The organism is Bacteroidota bacterium (assembly GCA_016213405.1).
In the GTDB taxonomy this organism is placed as follows: Bacteria; Bacteroidota; Bacteroidia; order Palsa-948; family Palsa-948; genus Palsa-948.
Genome location: JACRAM010000113.1, coordinates 29,419 through 52,452, shown reverse-complemented (window position 1 = coordinate 52,452; position 23,034 = coordinate 29,419). Strand labels below are relative to the sequence as shown.

The 23,034-nt window shown below is 40.6% G+C and carries 16 protein-coding genes and 1 tRNA gene; 14 read left to right on the top strand and 3 right to left on the bottom strand.

From position 1 onward, the window contains the following. The 3 genes from HY841_13560 to HY841_13550 form a co-directional block, all read right to left on the bottom strand. Nucleotides 1-1,786, bottom strand: a 1,786-nt coding sequence (locus tag HY841_13560) for a hypothetical protein (GenBank protein ID MBI4931788.1), incomplete at its 3' end; no start/stop codon positions are given. A gap of 68 nt (nucleotides 1,787-1,854) precedes the next feature. Further along, entirely contained in the window at nucleotides 1,855-2,961 is a 1,107-nt protein-coding gene (locus tag HY841_13555) for a PorP/SprF family type IX secretion system membrane protein (GenBank protein MBI4931787.1), read from the bottom strand. Nucleotides 2,962-2,995: 34 nt separating this feature from the next. Further along, on the bottom strand, nucleotides 2,996-4,222 hold the full coding sequence (locus HY841_13550; protein MBI4931786.1) for a gliding motility-associated C-terminal domain-containing protein: 1,227 nt from the start codon (nucleotides 4,220-4,222) through the stop codon (nucleotides 2,996-2,998). Nucleotides 4,223-4,500: 278 nt separating this feature from the next. Here HY841_13550 and HY841_13545 point away from each other — a divergent pair, with 278 nt between their 5' ends. From HY841_13545 to HY841_13480, 14 genes are all read left to right on the top strand, one after another. Beyond that, entirely contained in the window at nucleotides 4,501-4,854 is a 354-nt protein-coding gene (locus HY841_13545; GenBank protein ID MBI4931785.1) for a phage holin family protein, read from the top strand. Between the two features lie 43 nt (nucleotides 4,855-4,897). Then, on the top strand, nucleotides 4,898-5,710 hold the full coding sequence (locus tag HY841_13540; protein MBI4931784.1) for a gliding motility-associated C-terminal domain-containing protein: 813 nt from the start codon (nucleotides 4,898-4,900) through the stop codon (nucleotides 5,708-5,710). Nucleotides 5,711-5,845: 135 nt separating this feature from the next. Next, nucleotides 5,846-6,784 (top strand): type IX secretion system membrane protein PorP/SprF, encoded by a 939-nt coding sequence (locus tag HY841_13535; protein ID MBI4931783.1) that lies wholly within the window; start codon nucleotides 5,846-5,848, stop codon nucleotides 6,782-6,784. A gap of 87 nt (nucleotides 6,785-6,871) precedes the next feature. Beyond that, nucleotides 6,872-8,293, top strand: coding sequence for a choice-of-anchor B family protein (locus HY841_13530; GenBank protein ID MBI4931782.1), 1,422 nt, complete (start codon nucleotides 6,872-6,874; stop codon nucleotides 8,291-8,293). Nucleotides 8,294-8,425: 132 nt separating this feature from the next. Beyond that, entirely contained in the window at nucleotides 8,426-8,776 is a 351-nt protein-coding gene (gene folB, locus HY841_13525; GenBank protein MBI4931781.1) for a dihydroneopterin aldolase, read from the top strand. Between the two features lie 23 nt (nucleotides 8,777-8,799). Then, a tRNA-Cys gene (locus HY841_13520) sits at nucleotides 8,800-8,870 on the top strand. A 73-nt stretch (nucleotides 8,871-8,943) separates the two neighbouring features. Next, nucleotides 8,944-11,085, top strand: a complete 2,142-nt coding sequence (locus HY841_13515) for a gliding motility-associated C-terminal domain-containing protein (protein MBI4931780.1) — start codon at nucleotides 8,944-8,946, stop codon at nucleotides 11,083-11,085. 116 nt (nucleotides 11,086-11,201) lie between these two features. Then, on the top strand, nucleotides 11,202-12,818 hold the full coding sequence (locus HY841_13510) for a trypsin-like peptidase domain-containing protein (GenBank protein ID MBI4931779.1): 1,617 nt from the start codon (nucleotides 11,202-11,204) through the stop codon (nucleotides 12,816-12,818). Nucleotides 12,819-13,018: 200 nt separating this feature from the next. After that, entirely contained in the window at nucleotides 13,019-15,835 is a 2,817-nt protein-coding gene (gene carB / locus HY841_13505) for a carbamoyl-phosphate synthase large subunit (GenBank protein ID MBI4931778.1), read from the top strand. 298 nt (nucleotides 15,836-16,133) lie between these two features. Further along, nucleotides 16,134-18,743, top strand: a complete 2,610-nt coding sequence (locus tag HY841_13500) for a YfhO family protein (GenBank protein ID MBI4931777.1) — start codon at nucleotides 16,134-16,136, stop codon at nucleotides 18,741-18,743. A 34-nt stretch (nucleotides 18,744-18,777) separates the two neighbouring features. Then, nucleotides 18,778-19,215 (top strand): GxxExxY protein, encoded by a 438-nt coding sequence (locus HY841_13495; GenBank protein MBI4931776.1) that lies wholly within the window; start codon nucleotides 18,778-18,780, stop codon nucleotides 19,213-19,215. Between the two features lie 22 nt (nucleotides 19,216-19,237). After that, nucleotides 19,238-20,533, top strand: coding sequence for a glycosyltransferase family 4 protein (locus tag HY841_13490; GenBank protein MBI4931775.1), 1,296 nt, complete (start codon nucleotides 19,238-19,240; stop codon nucleotides 20,531-20,533). A gap of 49 nt (nucleotides 20,534-20,582) precedes the next feature. Continuing rightward, nucleotides 20,583-21,674 carry a UDP-N-acetylglucosamine 2-epimerase (non-hydrolyzing) gene (wecB, locus tag HY841_13485; GenBank protein ID MBI4931774.1) on the top strand — a complete coding sequence of 364 codons (1,092 nt, stop codon included), beginning with the start codon at nucleotides 20,583-20,585 and terminating at the stop codon, nucleotides 21,672-21,674. Nucleotides 21,675-21,720: 46 nt separating this feature from the next. Further along, nucleotides 21,721-22,932, top strand: coding sequence for a T9SS type A sorting domain-containing protein (locus tag HY841_13480; GenBank protein MBI4931773.1), 1,212 nt, complete (start codon nucleotides 21,721-21,723; stop codon nucleotides 22,930-22,932). The last annotated feature ends 102 nt before the right edge of the window (nucleotides 22,933-23,034 follow it).

Genomic DNA, 23,034 nt, shown 5'->3' with positions numbered 1-23,034 from the left:
CCGCTGCACCTGTTGGTCCTGCGGGTCCGGCAACTCCTGCAGGTCCGGTTGTGCCTGTTACTCCATTAATACCGTTCGTGCCATTTGTTCCGGCTACTCCTGTAGGTCCGGTTACGCCATTGGTTCCGTTCGTACCATTCGCTCCGGCTGCACCTGTTGGTCCTGCGGGTCCGGCAATTCCTGCCGGTCCGGTTGTGCCGGTTACTCCATTAATACCGTTCGTGCCATTTGTTCCGGCTACTCCTGTGGGTCCGGTTACGCCATTGGTTCCGTTGGTGCCATTTGCTCCCGCTGCACCTGTGGGTCCTGCGGGTCCGGCAACTCCTGCAGGTCCGGTTGTGCCAGTTACTCCATTAATACCATTTGTTCCTGCGACACCTGTGGATCCGGTTACGCCATTGGTTCCGTTCGTACCATTTGCTCCGGCTGCACCTGTGGGACCTGCGGGTCCGGCAACTCCTGCCGGTCCGGTTGTGCCGGTTACTCCATTAATACCGTTCGTGCCATTTGTTCCTGCAACACCTGTAGGTCCGGTCACTCCGTTGGTTCCGTTCGTACCATTTGCTCCCGCTGCACCTGTGGGTCCTGCGGGCCCGGCAACTCCTGCCGGTCCGGTTGTGCCGGTTATTCCATTAATACCATTCGTGCCATTTGTTCCGGCTACTCCTGTGGGTCCGGTCACTCCGTTGGTTCCATTGGTTCCATTCGCTCCGGCTGCACCTGTTGGACCTGCAACTCCGGCAGGACCGGTTGCACCGTTCGCGCCTGCTACACCTGTTGGACCGGTTGGTCCGGGAGAGCCCACCACGCAGTCAAGAGAATTCCAGAAACCATCCGCATTCAAATCTTCAGCAGGATCATTTATTCCGTTTCCGTTCAAGTCCCAGCAACTGATTCCATTTCCTGTTGGACCGGTAGGTCCGGGTATTGTGGATGCAGCGCCAGTTGGTCCGGTTACGCCATTTGTTCCGTTTGTGCCATTAGTACCGTTTATGCCTGCTGCACCTGTTGGTCCGGTTACACCATTTATTCCGTTTGTTCCATTGGTACCGTTAGTTCCATTTGCTCCGGCAGGACCGGTTACGCCATTTATTCCGTTTGTTCCATTAGTACCGTTTATGCCTGCTGCACCGGTTGGTCCGGTAGGACCGGGAGAACCCACCACACAGTCAAGAGAGTTCCAGCTACCATCACCGTTCAAATCTTCAGCAGGATCATTTATTCCGTTTCCGTTCAAATCCCAGCAACTGATTCCATTACCTGTTGGTCCGGTAGGTCCGGGTATTGTGGATGCAGCGCCAGTTGGTCCGGTTATTCCATTTGTTCCGTTAGTTCCATTTGCTCCCGCTGCACCAGTGGGACCGGTTACGCCATTAATTCCGTTAGTGCCATTTGTTCCGTTTGTGCCGTTCGTGCCATTTGTTCCGTTAGTTCCATTGGTTCCTGCTGCACCAGTAGGACCTTGTGGACCAGCAGGACATGAACCGCCTCCTGCATTGCAAAGTGAAATCCATGCAATTGATTTATAATAAAAGAAGCATAAGGTATCTGTATTGTAAATCATAAGTCCGTTTGCGGGAGCAGCAATGGCATTCATCTGGGCAGTGTTCATGCGCGGAACCAACACACCCTGCGTTGTGGAAACCACATCCAGCTTTGCCGAGGGATCAGGGGTAAGAGTTCCTATGCCTGTGTTTTGCTGCGCATGTAAGATGGCAGATGGCAGATGGCAGATGGCAAATTGCAAACTGCAAACTGTTGCGGATGTGATGATTAATTTTTTCATGTTATTCAGAGTGAAGTTTGTTCCTTTATATAATATATAATACTACTTTTTTTTGCTTGTGTTCTTCATTAAAATTTAGACCTGCTTCCGTAAATGGCTCTAACAGGCATTTGATACTTCAGAGAAATTTCAAATCCTCCTCTGCCTGTTGAAGCTACTTTCAAATCAGAGACATTTACATCATAACTGAGTCCGATACTATAACCCGCATTTTCGAATAATACAACAGGAGCAATGGCATCTTTCATTCTCAGGAAAGCGCCCACTGAAATTGCCATTGACTTATAATAACCGGTGTACTTGCTTGCTTGCCTGAGTTTATATCTGATCAATGTGCCCGGATAAATTTCCTGAGCCGGACCTTGTCTGAAATACATAAAACCGGGAGCAAAGGCAATATTCGTATTGGGCACACTAAGCAGAGCGTTGCCATGCAAAACATATTTCATATATATTTTCTCTCCCGATTCATAAAATGAATACTTGGGTTGCGTGATATGAAAAACAGAAAATCCCAGATTAACTTTCAACTCATGATTATCAGTGACTTTTATTCTTCCGGACGTATTATTATAGGAATATAAAACTCCGGTGCTTAGAAAATCTCCATAGGCGTAGGAAGTGCCACTGGCAGGTTCGCCTGTAGGGAGAAAGGGATTGTAGCTGTTCCCGTCAAATTGATTGCCCCAGGTTACCGCGTCATAACTAATGCTTCGCTGTGCAAAACCGGTTTGCAATCCAACACCAACAGAAGAATATTTTTCCTTGCTCAGATAATGATGATAGGCAGCCGAGATATTTGCCTGAAATGTTTTCATATTAATATCCCCTGCTTTGTCATTAAAAAAATTTATGCCCACTGCCCAAAAATCCATAGCACTTTTTTTCTTTTGAATTCTCTTATCGCAGGAAAGGGCAATAGTTTTATAGGGAGAAGCAACACTTCTCCATTGGTCCTTATAATTCAGAATTGCCTGCATCTCATTTCTATCTGCACCAGCATTTGCCGGATTCATGGCAAGCGGATTCATATAAAACTGCGAGAAGTGAATGTCCTGTGAAAAGCAGTAGGCAGTAGGCAGTAGGCAAAAAAGGCAAAAGAGGAATAATTCAAAAGTCAAAAGGAACAACTCTTTTGAATTTTGAATTAAAAACTTTTTGCTTTTGTTTTTCATCTTCTGAATTCTGTATTCTGTATTCTCAAATTTCTCATCGCACTAATCCTATGTTACCTTTTTTAGTTATTTCTTGACCCGACTTGAAAGTAGCGTGCAGGGTGTAAACAAACACACCGGTATTCATTAGTTTGCCTCTGTATTTTCCATCCCAACACAGATTTTTGTCTTCGGTCTCAAACACTTTTTCTCCCCAGCGGTCATAGATGGAAAACAAAAGAGTTTCTATACACTTTCCGTAAACACATTCAAAATCATTTTGACCATCGTTGTTAGGAGAGAAAGCAGTAGGAACAAAAAATTCTCCACATTCATCGTTTATCAAAGCAAATGCATCAGGAGAAAAGTCGTTCCATACCTGTTTGCTCAACGCACTTAATCCATAATTACCTGATGCAGAACCTGCATTTATATCTTCCCATTGCGGCTGATTTTGCCAGTGCGCGATGCCTGCAAAATTTCCGTCAAGCACTGCATCAAAATAAATAGTAATGTCTGCAGCCGTACTGCCACTGTCTCTTCGGATGCGGTGATAATACAGCGGATTAACATTTTGAATGGTGGATTGTTTTTGAAAAATATTGAATCCCTCGTTGGTAGCCTCCGTGTTAGCCAATCGAACAGCAAAAGCATTTGCCGAACTAGTTGCCGTTACAATATCCACCGGTCGGTATCGTGCAGGTGCAATACTCGAACCAACCGGAAAAAGATAAGTGCCTGTTGATGCCATGCTGCGCACCAATGCTCCGTTTCCTAAACTGCTAACAAAACCACTTGTGCGGGTAATTGCATTTAGGGATGTGTTAGTTACAAAAGCAGTATTTGTGTTGGTGGACAATTCGCGGTCATTAAGGTTAAGTGTATTTTTCACTATGGCATCAATGCCGGTTAATTGTTTGACACCGCTGCCTGAAAGGGTGAGATTGTAAAATTCGGTTACACTGCTTCCCTGAATATTCTGAGTAGCACCCACCATCAACACGGTTCCGCCAGGCGTAATTGTAAATGCAGGATTGCCGGCATTGTTTGTCCAATCACCGGTTAAGTAAATGGAGCCGGTATTTTCAAAAGTTCCGTTTGAAAGATCGCTGATGTTTCCGTTAACAAAAATAATGTTGCCGTTGAGGTTAGAAATAACATCGCCATTATTTACAAAGTCCTGTGAAAAGCATTGAGATGAGCGAAGTCCGATGACGAACAATAAAAAAACCGCATGAGTGATGCTGCGTTTTTTAATAAAAAGAGAAAAGTAAATTTTCATTTCATAAATAACATTTAAATATTGCACTGCTTTTCAGAATCGCTACACAAAGGTGCATACATTATATAACTATATCAATAGCCAGAGCTCTGTTTTCGGCAGATGTTGTGTTTTCTTCGACAGAATGTAAAAAATCATAGACGAAAAAAGTGATGAAAAATAACTTATTCAGTATTCCGATTTGGTAATAATAGTTTCTGATTGAATCGCTGCTTATTTCCTTTGCGTAGAATTGTATATTTGCCCTTCAAAAATAGGAAATTTTATTTTGTTTCAATATGAATTTTTTAATCCGACTGATTATTTCCACGCTGGCTGTTCTTGTGACTGCCTATATTTTACCGGGAGTTTATGTAGATAGTTTTGTGACTGCAGTAATTGTTGCTTTTGTTCTTGGATGCCTCAATGTTCTAGTAAAACCTCTCTTGATTTTATTTTCACTTCCGGCAGTAATTTTTACTTTCGGATTATTTCTGATTGTAATAAATACATTGATAATTCTTCTTGCTGATAAACTGGTTGACGGATTTCGCGTGAACGGATTCTGGCAGGCGTTGTTGTTCAGTATAGTAATGTGGATAGTAACAAGCATATTTAACGCAATAAAGAAAAGAGATGAACGCGCGCAGTAGGTTACAAGTTACAAGTTACACGTTACACGTTGAAAAATACTTCTTGAGGATTTTTATTTTCTGCTTTCTGCCTTCTGCCTTCTGCCATTTAAACGCTCAATCTTTCGTTCCTCTTTCTGCCAATGCGGGAAACAATACAGGCATTTGTCCGAATGATTCTGTGCAGATAGGAGGCAATCCTTCAGCAACGGGCGGAACGCCTCTTTACACCTATTCCTGGCAGCCAACTTCAGGACTTGATTTTCCGAATTCACCCAATCCAAATGCCTTTCCTTCCACGCCAACCGATTATACACTTACCGTTACAGATGCAGTTGGAAATTCTTCCGTAGATATTATTTTTGTAGATACTTTTCCGTTGCCAAACGTAAGTGCAGGACCTGATATGACAATTATTGAAGGAACAAATACGCAGCTCCTTGGCAGCGGTGCGGTGAATTACTATTGGTATCCCTGGCAAACTCTTTACAATCAGAATTCAGCAAATCCAATTGCTGAACCTTCTGATACAACTATATATTGTGTTGGAGGGGTTGATGGAAATGGCTGTGCAAATTACGATTGCATGGTTCTGTTTGTTATTCCAAGCGATGAACTTGTTGTTTACAATGCATTCACTCCAAACGGAGATGGCTTGAATGATGTTTTCTATATCGGAAATATTCAAAAATATCCTGAAAGTAAATTTGAAGTATTCAACCGCAATGGCAAACTTGTTTATCAGGCATCGCCTTATTTAAATGACTGGAACGGAAGAGTTGACGGGGTTGATCTTCCCTGCGCCACGTATTATTATGTATTGAGTCCCGGAAGCGGAAAATCAAAAATGCAGGGGGCGGTAACTATCATAAGATGATAAATTACATATGACAAGCATCAAATGACAAATAAAATTCCAAATTCCAAATCCCAAATCCCAAATTCCAAGAGAACAACCGTGGCTGGCTGCTTCTTGGGACTTGGGACTTGGATATTATTTGTGTTTTGTTTTTTGAGTTTTGGAATTTTTCCATCTGCCATCTGTCAGCAGATGCCTTATTACACACAGTTCAAGCCGAACAGCATAATGCTCAATCCCGGAGTAGCGGGAACAAAAAGAATTGTTGATGCCAGAATGAATTACAGAAATCAATGGACAGGATTTGATAATGCGCCTGTAACGATGGGAGTTTCTGCCAACTCGAGAATATTAGGCGGCACAATGGGAGTGGGAGCAGCCTATTTTACTGACAAAACCGGACCCACCAAGCGCTCTGATTTTTCTTTTGCATATTCTTTCCATGCTAAGTTTGATGATGTAGAACTTTCCGTTGGCGCTGCAGTTCATAATCTTTCCTATACGGTTGACGGAACAAAACTTCACATGCACATTCCGATAGACAATGCCATTGATCTAGCTTCTTCCCAAACGAAAAAAGTTTGGGATGCCAGCGCAGGTCTTTTATTTTACAACGACCGTTTTCATCTCGGATTGAGTTTGCTGAATCTTCTTGAACCATCCATTAATTATTATCCCGAAACCGATACCGTGCACAAAACAAACATCCGAATGGTGCCTCACGTTTATGGAAGTGTGGGATACAATTGGTCAGGGCAGCCGGATTGGATTTGGGAAAACTCTTTGCAGGTTTTATACGCACAGGCAAACCCCATGACGATTGATTACAATCTTCGGCTTCATTATCTGCAAAAAGTTTTTGGCGGTGTGTCTGTAAGGTTGCGCGATGCTATTGCACTTCATGCAGGAGTAACTTTCATGGAAGAGTTTCATATAAGCTACTCTTACGATATAATTACTTCTCCTCTGCGTTCATTTCAAAGCGGCTCTCACGAAATTATGCTGGCATGGAGTTCAAATATTGGTTTGGATAAGAAAAAGAAATACGATGTCAGCCGGTTTAAAAGACAGAAATACGGATTCATGTTCTAACCCTGTTTTTCATTTTTTGATTTTGTCTTCTCCGAAGGAGTCCCTCGGACAAACTTTCTATCTTTGTTCTCCATTAAAAAATCTATTATGAAAATAAAAATACAAACGGGAATTTTTTCCTTCTTATTTTCTCTTTCTATTTTTTCCAGCGCACAAATGCAGTTAAACATGTCACTGCTTTCTAACTGGACAAACACATCCTATCCGACCAACTGGACAGGAGGACGATTCAGTGATTGCTGGGGCTATGTTGATTCATTAGGCAGAGAATATGCGGTCATCGGGTCTACTGTTGGTTCACATATTTTTGATGTAACAAATCCAACTACTCCAGTGCTAGTAAGTTTTCAAGTCGGAATGGAATCTTCAGGCAACGTGGTGCACCGTGATTATAAAACATATCAGCATTATATGTATGCTGTTTGCGATGAAGGAAATTCTTCTCTCCAGATTTTCGATTTACAATATTTGCCCGATTCCGTTGTCAAAGTTTATGACAGCCATAGCATTTGCAAAACAGCCCACAATATTTTTATTGATAACGGACGGATCTATTTCGCGGGCTTGAGAGACAATGGAGGAAATCCCATCACATTACGCGTGGCTTCGCTTAGCAACCCTGAAATTCCTGTCGTGATAAATGATTTATCTACTCCCCTGTTCAGTTATGTGCATGATGTGTGTGTAAGGAAAGACACCGCTTTTCTTTCGGCAGGAAATGATGGATTTTTTATTTATGATTACAAGAACCCAACTTCTCCTTCTCTCATTCAAAGCATCACCAGTTACCCGGAACAAGGATACAATCATAGCAGTTGGGTTAGCGCTGACGGAAAAACTGTTGTGTTCGCGGATGAAACACACGGCATGGGATTGAAAGTTTATGACATATCAAATATTAATAATCCCACTCTCAAAAGTATTTTTCGTTCCAACCTGCTGAATGTTTCTGATTCGATGGGACCAAACGGAAGCATTCCTCACAATCCATTTATTTTAGGAACAAAAGTTTTTATTTCATACTATCATGATGGCGTTCAGTGTTTCGATATTTCAAATACTTCTTCGCCTTTTCAGGCTGGCTATTATGACACACATCCGGGTGACATAGATTATACCGGCTATGGACCCGGATGCTGGGGAGTGTATCCCTATCTTCCTTCGCGCCATATCATCGGGTCTGACATTGCAAATGGCTTATTCGTTCTGGATGGAACGCAACTGCTCGGAGTGAATGAAGAAAATTCTTTTTCATCCGATGTAATTATTTTTCCGAATCCGAACACCGGAAAATTCAATTTGAAGATGAATCAATTTGAAGATTTGAAAATGAACAGCATAGAAATTTATAATGTTTACGGAGAAAAAATTTATCGGGCCGATAATTTTCAAATTAATCAATCATCAAATTTTCAAATCGATATTTCTTCTTTCTGTGCGGGGATTTATCTGATGAAAGTATCCGACAATAAAACTTCTCTGACAAAAAAAATAATCAAGACAAATTGATTTCCTTTTCTCATTAGATTTTTACTTTTGCCAACTATTATTAAAATGCAGATGCAAACAGATAAAACGGATTCAAACGGATACATCCGTATGCATCTGCCTAAATCCATCTGAATCTTTTTTCTAATTATTATGGGAAAACTTTTTGTTGAAGGAATGAAGTTTCACGCTTTTCACGGATGCAATCCGGATGAAGCAAAAACCGGAGGTGATTATTTGGTGGATGTAACAGTAGATACAGATTTTACAAAACCATCTTCATCCGACAAACTTTCAGATGCGGTTGATTATGTTGCGATATATAACATAACTAAAAAAGAAATGTCCGTCCGTTCCAATCTTATTGAGCATGTAGCTCAGCGGATTCACGATTCTTTGAGAAAAAAATTCCCATCCGTAAATAAGATAAAAGTAAAAGTGGTAAAGATTAATCCACCTGTTGGCGGAGAAGCAAAAAGCGTAAGTGCTGTGATTAGCAAATAGATTGTAAATTCGCGCTCCAAAATGGTCGGGTGGCCGAGCGGTTAGGCTCAGCTCTGCAAAAGCTGCTACACCGGTTCAAATCCGGTCCCGACCTCAAGAGTTCTGACGCTGGAAAAGAAGTAAGATTTTTTTCTCTTACCTTTGCTTAAACACGTTTCTTTCACAAAATGTTTTTCAGAAAAATATTTCTATTTAAGTTTCTTCTTCTTGCTGCATTTTTTCCTGTTACATCAAATGCCCAGTCATGGTTGTGGGCAATAACAGCCGGTGGTATTTATAGCGACAAAGCCACCGACATGGATATTGATACCTCGGGCAACTTGTATGTTTCGGGTTATTATAATGTAGGGCAACCTGCAACTGCACTCATCAGCTTCGGAAGCATCAACCCTCCTGTAGACTGGGGCAAAGAAGGATTTCTTGCAAAAGTCAATTCTTCCGGAACATGGATGTGGGTGAATGCTGCGATAGGCGGATATGATGAACGGGTGCTTGGCATGTGCACCGATAAAGTGAACGGTTATGTGTATGCAACCGGATGCACCTGGTATGATATCTATGATTTTAACGGCTGTTATACATCGGGTGGAGTTTCGGATGAAGTATTTGTAGGCAAATTTGATCTGAACGGAAATTGCATATGGAACATTCATGGTGGAAGTGATGGCGATGATCACGGTTTTGATCTGATAACGGATAAGCAGGGAAACATTTATCTCACCGGTTTTCTTTCAGACCATTACGGATGGTTTGGCAACCCGGGATATTTCGGAAGCATTACTGTTCCCATGTCTACTGATTCCATTGCATTCGCGGCAAAAATTTCTCCTTCCGGAGTGTTTCAGTGGGTCAGAACTTTTAATGGCATTGATGGCGAGCGCGACAATCGTATTGCGATTGACACACTTAGCAATATTTATATCACGGGGGGATTTGCCGGATCAAAATTATTCGGGTCCACCATGCTTACCAGTGCAGGAGGGCGCGATGTGTTTGTCATAAAATATGACAGCAACGGAAATTTTATCTGGGCAAAACGCGCGGGAGGTATTTCAGACGACCGCGGAAATTCCATCACCGTTGATTATTTTGGTGATGTGTATGTAACAGGAGAGTTCAGAGATAAAGCTGTGTTTGGAACAGACACTGTAAATAATAATGGAGGACCGAACGGACGCGACATATTCGTTTCAAAAATGAAAACAAACGGTAATTGGATTTGGGCAAAAAAAGCCGGTTCAAACAGTGGAAGCGACAGAGGCGACAGAATTATTTCCAACAAAAAAGGAAATCTTTTTGTCACCGGACAATTTAAGGGAATCGCATCTTTCGGAGCAAACATCACTTTATCGGCTGCTGCCGACAGCTTACAGGTTTTTGTCGCAGCCATTGACACTTCCGGAAAATGGAAATGGGCTTTAGCGGGCGGAGGAACTGATGAAGACCGAGGCACTGCACTCGCATGCGATGATTCGTGCAATCTGTATAATGCAGGATATTATGTGACGAATGCTTCCTTCGGAAGTAATTCACTTATCGGGCTGGGCAAGAAAGATATCTACGTTGCAAAAATTGATAATTCATGTTTTAATTATGTTACCATGAATGCTACCGCTACCAATGCACTTTGTAATGGTCAGTGTAACGGAACAGCAACTGCTGCAATGCTCGGAGGCGCTTCTCCTTATACTTATCTGTGGAATACTAATCCGGCACAAAGCACACAAACCATTACAGGTCTTTGTCCCGGAAACTATTCTGTTCTTGTAACAGATGCTTCAGGATTTTCTGCAACTGATTCAATTGCAATTACCGAACCTCCTCCAACCCCCATTACAATATCAGGCAGCACAACAATTACTGCAGGACAAAGCATTACACTTACAGCATCAGGAGGAAATACGTATTCATGGACTAACGGAGCAACAACGGCAAGCGTGACGGATACGCCCACAATTACTACTGTTTATTGTGTTTTTGTTACCGATTCAAACGGATGCACAGATTCATCCTGCGCAAAAGTGTTTGTGGAAAAAGATTGTACAGGTGAATTATTTTTGCCAAACACTTTTTCTCCTAACGGAGATGGAGTGAATGATTTATTTGTCATCAGCGGAATAGATATGTGCAAAGAATTTTCGCTGAAGATTTTTGACCGATGGGGAGTTCCCATGTTTGCCACCACCAAACAAAAAGATTACTGGGACGGAAGAACTCCAGCCGGAGTTATTGCAAACGAAGGAACTTACTACTATCTCCTCACCGCTAACGAAGAAAATAAAAAAGGGTTTGTGACCTTAGTTCGCTAACTACATTTCTATGGCGCACATGCTCATTCAATGGAATATAAAAACTTATAAAATCTTACCACTCAATCATAAATTACGATATTTACATTTCTAAATAAATCATAATATTATATAACATGAAAAAAATTATTTTATTATTAACCGTCACTGTTATTCTATCAGGTTGTGCCGCAATTTTTATTCCTAAAATGCAAAAAGTAACATTTACTACTGATAATAAAGATGCAAAGATATATGTTGATAAAGAGGAAATGGGTAAAGGAAAATCTGTCACTCAAAAAATTCAGAAAAACGGTGCAAAACAAATTCTAATAAAAACACCTGGTTTTAAAGATACCTATCAGGCAATGGTGCAAACGAAACGCCCCATAGCATACTGGTGTTTGCAGCCACTTAATTTACTTTCTCTTTACTATGGATTTTGGATAGACTCTTATGTTCCGAAAAATTTGATATACGATAATGTTGTTAAAATTCCGATAGACTATAAACTGGTAACAAGAGGTGAGAATGATAAGTATGTTGATATTTCTAATATTAAACTTAACATTAAAAATAAAGATAAAGATATTAAAGAGTATTATCTACCGTATGCGTCTCAGGATTTTCTCTCCAAAATAGAATCAACTGAGAAAAATGCAAATGATAAATCTGATAAAGCAGACGCTAAAGAACTGAAAAAGAAAAACAGCAAAAATAAATTAGAAGATGATGATGAAAAAAAAATAATGTATGAGGATACAAAGTTTACTACCAATGTGTATAAAACATTAAAAAACACTGGGTTTGTAGATACCGTTAACACACTTTTTTATGATAATAATAACACCCTTACCTTAGAAGGAAGTATTAACAAAATTTACGTTTATACCATTTATGGAAAAAAACATATGGGGTATTACTATAAAACTAAAATGTTTTTGACCTGGTATGTCGAAAACTCTTATGGTGAAATTCTGGATTCGATTGAAACAAAAGAATATTCGGGCGATTTTACAAAAGAAAAGGAATCAGACTCTTTCGAAAAAATGTTCGGTGATGCAGTTGATATTTCTTATCTTAACTTGCATAAAAATTCAAAGTTTACTAAATATTTAAAACAAGAAACCAATTTTGCCTGCACAGATGTCCCTTTAACTTTAACACCCATACCAACAAAATCTGTGATTAATGATAAATCAGATGCATCTATTGCGTCCGTTATCATTAAATCAAAGGAAGGACATGGCAGCGGATTTGCTATAACTCAGGATGGTTATATCTTAACTAATTTTCATGTTATATCCGGAAAATATTTTAACAAACTCAAAGACATAAAAGTTATTGCTTCTGATGGTGAAGAATTGAAGGGAACAATAGTCAGGTATAATAGATACAGAGATATAGCGTTAATTAAAGTAGATAAAAAATTTGAAAAAGTTTTCAAATTAACAACTACAAAGTCATTCAAGAATTTACAGGAAGTATTTACTATTGGCGCACCAAAATCTGTTGAATTAGGACAATCAGTATCTACTGGTGTAATTTCAAATGAAAGAAAAAATAACAACAACAATCTATTACAATTAAATATGTCTATCAATGCAGGAAACAGCGGAGGACCCTTGTTTGATGCACAGGGTACTGTTCACGGAATAGTGAATTCAAAACTTGTAGGAAAAAACACCGAAGGTGTCAGCTTTGCAATTCCTGGCTATTTAATCCAAGAGTATTTGAATATTAATTATAAATAAAAATAGTTGTTACTGTTTAGAAAGATTCATCCTTTATTATTTATTCTATTTTGTGACTGCCTGTCAAAAACCTGTTCAACTATTTTTGTCCTTTTCTCTTTGAAACGTTTCCCTGAGAGAAGTTTTATCTAAATTTGCCACCGCAATTCTCAAACTGTATTTCAACTGTAAACTGTAGACCTTAAACTGTAAACCGAAAAATGCCCAAAGACAACTCCATAAAATCCGTTCTCATCATCGGCTCTGGTCCCATCATCATCGGGCAGGCATGCGAATTTGATTACTCCGGCTCACAGGCATCGCGTTCGCTCAAGGAAGAAGGAATTGAAGTAACGCTCATCAATTCCAATCCCGCCACTATCATGACGGATAAAGTTACCGCTGATAATATTTATTTAAAACCACTCACGAAAAAATCCATAGGAGAAATTCTTAAGAAACATAAAATTGATGCCGTGCTTCCCACCATGGGCGGACAAACCGCGCTCAACCTTGCGATTGAATGTGAGAAAGCCGGGCTCTGGAAAAAACACGGTGTGAAAATGATTGGCGTGAACACGGATGCGATTCACACTACCGAAGACAGGGAAAAATTCCGCATGAGAATGTTGGAACTCGGAATGGGAGTTTGCAAAGGAAGAACAGCAACTTCATTTCTTGAAGGAAAAGAAATCGCGCAGGAAGTGGGATTTCCGTTGGTGATTCGTCCCTCATTCACGCTGGGCGGAACAGGCGGAGGATTTGTTTTCGAGAAAAAAGATTTTGATGCAGCGCTCAACCGCGGCTTGCATGCTTCACCCATTCACGAAGTATTGATTGAGCAAAGCGTTTCCGGCTGGAAAGAATACGAACTTGAACTTTTGCGCGATGCAAACGATAATGTGGTCATCATCTGTTCCATAGAGAATTTTGACCCGATGGGAATTCACACAGGAGATTCTGTAACGGTTGCTCCAGCGATGACTCTTTCCGATACTTGCTATCAGCGCATGCGCGATGCCGCGATAAAATGTATGAACGGAATCGGACACTTCGCGGGCGGATGCAACATTCAGTTTGCGGTGAACCCCGACAACGAAGAGCAGATGATTGTGATTGAAATCAATCCCCGCGTATCGCGCTCTTCCGCGCTGGCGAGCAAAGCAACGGGCTATCCCATTGCGAAGATCGCTGCCAAACTTGCCATCGGATATAATCTGGATGAACTGAAAAATCAAATCACAAAATCCACTTCCGCTTTCTTCGAGCCAACAATTGATTATGTGATCGTAAAAGTTCCGCGCTGGAATTTTGATAAGTTCAAAGGCAGCGATCGCCACCTTGGTTTACAGATGAAATCGGTTGGCGAATCCATGGGCATAGGAAGAAGCTTTCAGGAAGCATTGCAGAAAGCTTGTCAGAGTTTGGAAATAAAACGAAACGGATTGGGCGCTGACGGAAGAGAAGTTGCCGACCAGAATACACTGCTGGCAAACCTGGAAAAACCACTGTGGAATCGCTTGTTCCATGTGTACGATGCGTTCAAGATGGGAATTCCTTTCAAGACCATTCACAAACTCACGAAGATTGATCCATGGTTCCTGAATCAGATTGAAGAACTTATTTCATTGGAAAAAGAAATTGAAAAACATACGCTTGAAGATATTCCAAAAGATTTATTGCTCGAAGCAAAACAGAAAGGATATGCCGACAGACAAGTTGCACATTTGCTTCGCTGTCTGGAATCGCAAGTGTACAAGAAGAGGCAAGAGCTCGGAATAAAAAGAGTTTACAAATTGGTTGACACCTGCGCGGCAGAGTTTGAAGCGCAAACGCCTTACTACTACTCCACTTTCGAAGAAGAGAATGAATCCATTCCTTCGAAAAAGAAAAAAGTTGTGATACTCGGCTCTGGTCCTAACCGCATCGGGCAGGGAATCGAATTCGATTATAGTTGCGTTCACGGAGTGCTTGCCGCAAAAGAAGCGGGCTACGAAACCATCATGATTAATTGCAATCCTGAAACTGTCTCCACCGATTTTGATATTGCCGACAAACTTTATTTCGAGCCCGTGTTCTGGGAACATGTGTATGAAATCATTCAGCACGAAAAACCCGAAGGCGTGATTGTTCAGTTGGGCGGACAAACCGCTTTAAAGCTGGCAGAGAAGATGGAGAAGTACGGAATAAAAATTATCGGAACATCGTTTGCATCCATTGATTTGGCAGAAGACCGCGGAAGTTTTTCTACGCTGCTGAGTGATTTAAAAATTCCGTATCCGAAATTCGGAGTCGCGGAAGATGCAGAACAGGCGGTGAAACTTTCCCGTGAACTTGGATTTCCTCTTCTTGTTCGTCCTTCGTATGTGCTGGGCGGACAGAGCATGAAAATTGTGATTAACGAACAGGAACTTGAAGAACACATCATAAAAATATTACAAGACATTCCGGGAAATAAAATTCTCCTCGACCATTTTCTGGAGAACGCCATTGAAGCCGAAACCGATTCCATCTGCGATGGAGAAGATAATTACATCATGGGAATGATGGAGCACATCGAGCCCGCGGGCATTCACTCGGGAGATTCCAACGCGGTGCTTCCTCCGTTCGACCTCAGCGAAAAAGTGATTAAGAAAATGGAAGAGTACACAAAGAAAATTGCGCTTGCACTTCAAACGAAAGGTCTCATCAATATCCAGTTCGCAATAAAAAATGAAGAAGTGTTCGTGATTGAAGCCAACCCGCGCGCATCGCGCTCCATGCCGTTCATTGCGAAAGCATATGATGAACCGTATATCAACTACGCTACAAAAGTAATGCTTGGCGTAAAAAAACTAAAGGACTTCAAATTCAATCCCACGAAAAAAGGTTATGCCATAAAGGTTCCGGTGTTCTCATTCGATAAATTTTTGGATGTGAATAAAGAACTCGGACCGGAAATGAAATCAACCGGTGAAGCAATTTACTTCATTGATGATTTGGAGGATGAGTTCTTCCAGAAGGTTTATGGGGAAAGGAATCTTTATCTGAGCAGGTAAAATTATCTTCTTCATAAGGGGAACCCCTAAAAACAGGAATGATGGAATGGTGGAAGAATGGAAGAGCGGGAAATTCCCCAACATTCCAACATTCCATTATTCCGCTTTGTCTGGCAGAAGAGTTATTAGAGGTGCCCAAGAGTTTCTCCTTTTTTATTATTGCGTAGGATTAGTTCCTGAAACTCAATGGCGGCACACTCCATTCCCAAACTTTTAACTATTTTCGTTTTGCATTTTCTCCGAAGGAACCCTTCGGCATGAATCAACCCGTTGACTAATTGACCAATTAACTTTTTCCATGGCGCAAAAAAATCCACATCAAGTTCAAGAGACGGTTTCAACCACAAACAACAAACCACAAACCAATCTCTGGCTTCCTCACATAATCGCAGTGGTGGTTTTTATTTCAATCACTGCCGCCTATTTTTCTCCCATGATTTTCGGAGGCAAGGAACTTTTCCAGGAAGACATCATGCGCTTCAAAGGAATGTCGAAAGAGATAACTGACTTTCGGGAAAAATATCATGAAGAACCGTATTGGACGGGTTCTATGTTTTGCGGAATGCCCGCTTACCAGATTTCAGCTACTTATCTGGCGGGCAAATTAGAATACCTCAATAAATTTTTCTCGCTCTTTTTTCCTCATCCTATCCGGTATATTTTTCTCTGCTTCATTGGTTTTTATTTTCTGCTTCAGGTCTTGAAGGTTGATCCCTGGCTTTCCGTCATAGGCGCCATTGCATTCGGGCTCTCCTCCTACTTCTTCATTGCTCTTGACGCGGGGCACAATTCAAAAATGGCTGCCATCGCCTACATGGCTCCCGCACTGGCAGGCATCATGCTTACCTATAGGGGAAAAATGCTGCTGGGCGGAGCTATCACCGCTTTATTTCTTACCATGGAAATTTTTGTCAACCATCCGCAAATAACTTATTACCTCGGCTTCCTGATTTTATTTTACGGGTTGTCTGAACTTTTCAACGCGTTCAAAGAAAAAAAACTTCCCGCATTCTTCAAACAATCAGCCGTGATTGGAATTGCAGGCATCATTGCCCTCGGAGTTAACATCACGAGCCTGTGGGCGACTGCGGATTACAGCAAATACACCATCCGCGGAGGAACCGAACTCACCATCAATCCTGATGGAACAAAAAACGAACACAATGTAACTTCGGGACTGGATAAAGATTATGCCACTGCGTGGAGCTATGGTGTTGGCGAAACCATGACGCTGCTGATTCCGAATTTCAAAGGAGGCGCTTCAACTCCGATTGGCAACAACAAAAGCGCACTTGAAAAAGTTGACCCTGATAAACGCGAAGCGGTTTCGCGTATGTACCAGTATTTTGGCGACCAACCCTTCACCTCAGGTCCTGTTTATGCAGGAGCTATTGTAATTTTTTTGTTTGTGCTCGGATTGTTTGTCGTGAAAGGTCCGCTCAAATGGGCGCTTGTGCTTTCCACTATTATTTCCATCTGGCTTTCGTGGGGAAGAAATGACCCGTTCGGCCTCAGCAACTTTATGCTCGATCATTTTCCTGCCTACAATAAATTTCGGGCAGTAGCGATGATACTGGTCATTGCCGAATTCTGCATTCCTCTCCTTGGCGTTCTGGCGATTGATCAACTGATGAAGAATAAAAACTTTCTGAAAGAAAATTTCTCTCTTCCGTTTAAACAAATTTTAAGCGGACAAAAAATACTGATTGTTTCTTTCATCCTCACAGGCGGAATAGCTCTCCTCTGCTGGCTGGCTCCCGGCATGCTCACCGATTTTTCACCACCCGGAGAAAAAAATGAACTCTTCGGGCAAATCAAGCAAAGTAATCCGGAAGTGACCGATCAGCAAATCAATACGTATCTCGATCAGACATTGCCGGATGTAATAACAGCAAGACAAGTTATTGTGAAATCGGATGCCATGCGTAGTTTCTTTTTTATTTTGCTTGCCGCAGCAGCCATCTGGCTTTATGCAAAAAATAAATTGGTGAACAGAAAAATACTTATTGCTTCACTGATTGTGCTTATCATATTCGATATGGTGGTGGTTGACAGACGCTATCTGAACAACGACAGCTTTTCAAAAAGCTCGGATATGAAAAATCCTTTTGCTATGATGGGCAGACCGAACGGTGCCGATTTGGAAATCAATAAAGATACCGACCCAAACTTCCGCGTATGGAATACGCTTTCGCGCCCCGATCAGGATGCCGCAACTTCTTACTTTCATAAATCCATCAGCGGTTATCACGGTGCAAAGCTGCGCAGGTATCAGGAGCTGATTGACTTCCATATCAACAAGAGAAATATGGCAGTGATAAATATGTTGAATACAAAATATATTATTGTGCCTGGAGAAAAAAACCAGCCCATGCCTTATCCCAACCGCGAAGCGCTGGGCAATGCCTGGTTTGTAAATGACTATAAAATAGTTGCCAATCCCGATTCTGAAATTACCGCGCTGAAAAATTTTAATCCATCCACCACGGCAATTCTTGATAAGCGCTTTGAAGAAAATGTTTCAGGATTCTCCGTAAGGAGTCCTTCGGACAAGCCGGTGAAAGATTCGCTTGCAAACATCAAACTCACTTCTTATAAGACAAATGACTTGGTGTATGAATCAAATTCATCTGCTGAAGGGCTGGCGGTGTTCTCCGAAATTTATTACGCGAACGGATGGAATGCTTATGTGGACGGAAAATTAACTCCGCACTTCCGCGTTAATTATGTTTTGCGAGCGATGCGGGTTCCTGCAGGAAAACATAACGTGGAGTTTAAGTTTGAGCCGTCCATCATTTCGACAGGAGAAAAAATTTCAGCTGCCAGTTTGGTTATGCTCTTCCTGCTATGTGGATTTGCCGCATTCAAAGAAATTAATCTTTCAAAGAGACAATATACCAATGGCTAATTAGCTCGAATAATACGAATAGCAGCCACAAAAAATGTATAAAAGAGTTAAGAGAGAAGATTTAATTGAACCGGAACTTAGTTACAGAATTGTAGGTGTATTATTTCGTGTATATAATGAACTTGGTCCCGGCTTACATGAGAAATATTACCAAAGGGCGTGTACTGCCGGTTTTGAAGAACAAACCATAAATTTTAAACAGCAAGCTCCTATTCCAATGAAGTTTCTTGAAAAAGAAATAGGAAAATATTTTGCTGACTTTATTGTTGATGAAAAAGTCATTGTTGAACTCAAAGCTGGAAATCAAATAAACCGTAAGCATGCTAAACAAGTAATTGCATATCTGAAAAGCACCGGACTGCAATTAGGAATTCTCGCCTACTTTGGAAAAGATGGGGTTTTCTTCAAGAGGATAATTAATATTCCTGAAGAGAAAAATCCTTTGCCTTCCAATTCGCATTATTCGGGTTAATTAGCTGTTAGTTTAAAAGGAAATGAAAAAAGTTCTCATCATCACTTATTACTGGCCTCCGAGCGGTGGCGCGGGCGTGCAGCGCTGGCTCAAGTTTGTAAAATACCTGCGCGAGTTTGGCTGGGAGCCCGTTGTTTACACGCCTGAAAACCCGGAAGCTCCAGCCATAGACAATTCTCTTCAGAAAGATATTCCGAAAAACCTTACTGTGCTTAAAACAAAAATATGGGAGCCCTATAATTTATACAAAGGTTTTATCGGGCAGAAGAAAGATGAAAAAATTAATGCAGGATTTCTTACCGAAAAGAAAAAGCCCGGTCTTACAGAAAAAATTTCCGTATGGATACGCGGCAACTGGTTCATTCCGGATGCGAGGAAGTTCTGGATAAACCCATCAATTGATTTTCTTTCTGAACACCTGAAAAAAAATCCGGTGGATGCTATGGTTTCAACAGGACCTCCGCATAGCATGCACTTGATTGCACTTGGAATAAAAAAGAAATTAAATATTCCCTGGCTTGCTGATTTCCGCGATCCGTGGACAAATATTGATTTCTATGACAAACTCATGCTTACAAAATTTTCAGATGCAAAACATAAAAAGATGGAGTTGGAAGTTCTGAAGAATGCTGATAAAGTTGTATCGGTAAGCTGGAGCTGGGCGAAAGATTTTCAGAAAATATATTCTAGAGAAGTTGACGTTATTACGAACGGCTTTGATGAAGCGGATTTTATTTACAGCGAAACAAAACTGCACGAAAATTTTTCCATCAGCCATATTGGCGCGATGAACAAAGATAGAAACCCCCATCAGTTTTGGATGGCTTTAAAAGAACTTGTAAATGAAAATAAACATCTGAAAAATATTTTAAAGATTCGCCTCATAGGAAAAAACGATATTTCAGTTTTGGAAAGCCTTGAGAAAAACGGATTAAATCAATTCACTGAACTGATTTCCTATTTACCTCATGACGAAGTGATGAAGCAGATATGCTCTTCGCAGGTTCTTCTTTTGCCTCTCAACGATACCCCTAACATAATGGGAATCATTCCTGGAAAAATATTTGAATACCTTGCCGCCAAACGTCCCATTTTCGCAATCGGAAATCCAAAAGGTGATTCTGCACGAATAATTTCAGAAACCAACGCAGGAATTGTTTGCGATTTCAAAGACAAAGAAAAAATGAAAGAAGAATTACTGAAGATGCTTGAGCAGTTTACAAACAAAAGTCTGTCTGTAAGCAGTTCGGATATAGCAACGTATTCAAGAAAAAATAAAACAGCTCAAATGGCTGCTCTTCTTGATTCCATCGCTTAGAATTTCGGCTTTACAATTTATTTATCTTTGAATTCCTTTTTGAAAAACCATGAAGCGCATTCTTATTGTTGTAGGCACCCGCCCGAATTTCATCAAGATAACTCAATTCAAAAAAGTTGCTTCAGTTTATGAGCACTTAGAAATAAAAATTGCCCATACGGGGCAGCATTACGAACAGAAATTATCCAATATATTTTTTCAGCAGTTTAACCTTCAGCCGGATTTTTTTCTGAACATCAGTCCCACATCGCCAAATTCCCAGATGGCAGAAATAATGATTGGACTGGAAAAAATAATTGGAGAGTATAAGCCTGATCTAGTAATGGTGCCGGGAGATGTGAATTCTACTTTTGCCGCTGCCATCACTGCCAATAAATGCACTATCAAACTGGCTCACATTGAAAGCGGACTGAGAAGTTTTGACCGAACGATGCCCGAGGAATTCAACCGCATTGCAACCGATGTGCTGGCGGATTATTTATTTGTTACCGAGCAAAGCGGAGTTGAGAACCTGAAGCGCGAAGGAAGAAAAGACACAAGCATTTTTTTTGTCGGCAACACAATGATTGACACGCTGGTTGCTTTTGACGAATTGATTCAGAAATCACCTGTTCTATCTGAGCTGAATATTGAAATGGGAAAGTTTATTTTAATGACGATGCACCGCCCTTCAAATGTGGACACAAGAGATGGGCTTGAAAAACTTTTCTCACTATTGGAAATGCTGTGCAAAAGACATCCTGTTGTATTTCCCATCCATCCGAGAACTGTAAAAAACATGGAAAGAAATAATTTGCTCGGAGAATTCAGAATTATAAAGAATCTTATCATCACAGAACCCATGGATTATTTTTCATTCCAGAAATTAGTTTCTGAAACGCTCTGCATCATTACCGACAGCGGTGGCGTGCAGGAAGAATCAACTTTCAGAAAAATTCCCTGCCTTACTCTGCGCCCGAACACAGAACGACCGATTACAGTTGAGGTGGGAACCAATGAAATTATTCCCTATGATTTGCCGCTTATTGAAAAAAAGATTTCGGAAATTGAAAAGGGAAATTTCAAAAAAGGAACTGTTCCTCCGCTGTGGGATGGAAATGCAACGGAGAGGATAATAACAAAAATAAGCAGAATACTTTAATTGTTTGGAAAATAGTTTTTATATTTGTTAAAATAATAAATCAAAAATGAAAAAAACATTCTTTTATCTCATTTGCCTTTTTCTTAGCCACGATTTTTTCGCGCAAGGAACTTGGACACAATTGACAAGTTTTCCATCTGCTGCAAGATGGGGTTCTTCATCATTCGATATTGGAAATAAGGGATATGTTGGAATGGGTTATGATGGAACAAATCATTATGGAGATTTATGGGAATACGATCCCGGAGCAAATAGCTGGACACAAAAAGCAGGAATTACTGTAGGAAGGCGTCTTTGTGCAACATTTGCCGTAAATGGAAAAGGATATGTAAGCTTAGGTGCCACTACTCTTTCATCACCAACCATACAAGAAGTTTGGGAATTTAACCCATCTAATAATTCCTGGGTTCAAAAAAATAATTTTCCAAGCAGCCCCCGATATAGTCCGGCAACATTTGTTATAGGAAATAAAGCATATATTGTTTGTGGCAATGAAGGATCTTCTTCCGGTCCTTTTACAAATGAATTATGGGAATATAATCCAACAAATGATACATGGATTCAAAAAACAAATTTCCCCAGCACAGCAAGATACGGCTGCACTGGATTTGAATTAAATAATTTTGGTTATGTGGGATTAGGATACTCGGGTTCTTTTCATAATGACCTTTATATGTATGATGCAACGAATGATTCATGGATTCAAAAGGCGAATTTTGCAGGCACCGCAAGAAATTATGCTATCGGATTTAAGGCTTGCAACAAGAGTTATGTGGGGCTTGGTCAGTCTAATGGAAATGCCTACTCAGATATTTGGGAATACAATTATTTTGGCAATACATGGTCACAAGCAACAAATTTTGGCGGAGGAAACAGATGGGTATCAGTTAGCTGTGTTATTAATGGAACTGCATACGCTGGTTTGGGTTCCAACAATGGATTTACAAATATGTATAATGATTGGTGGAAATTTAGTTGTGACGGAAATGGAATATTTGAAAATGAATTAATAAATAATTTTGTTTCTATTCATCCAACTGTATTTTCAAATTCAGCCACGCTCGAAATAATTTCTCCCTATCAAAATAATAATTGCGAATTAAAAATTTTTGACATTACCGGAAAATTAAACAGAGAAGAGAAAATCATTTCTTACAAGATGAATATTGAAAGAAAAAATCTTCAGCAAGGGGTCTATTTTTTTGAAGTGATTAATGAAAATAAAAAAATTGGCTGGGGTAAATTTATTGTAGAATAACTTTATTAAATCTCCCGCTACGAGACGCAGTTCTCTCATATTACCTTTTTTCAGAATTCTCCTTACTAAACCGAGTATTGTTCTTAAATCTTTATTTCACGT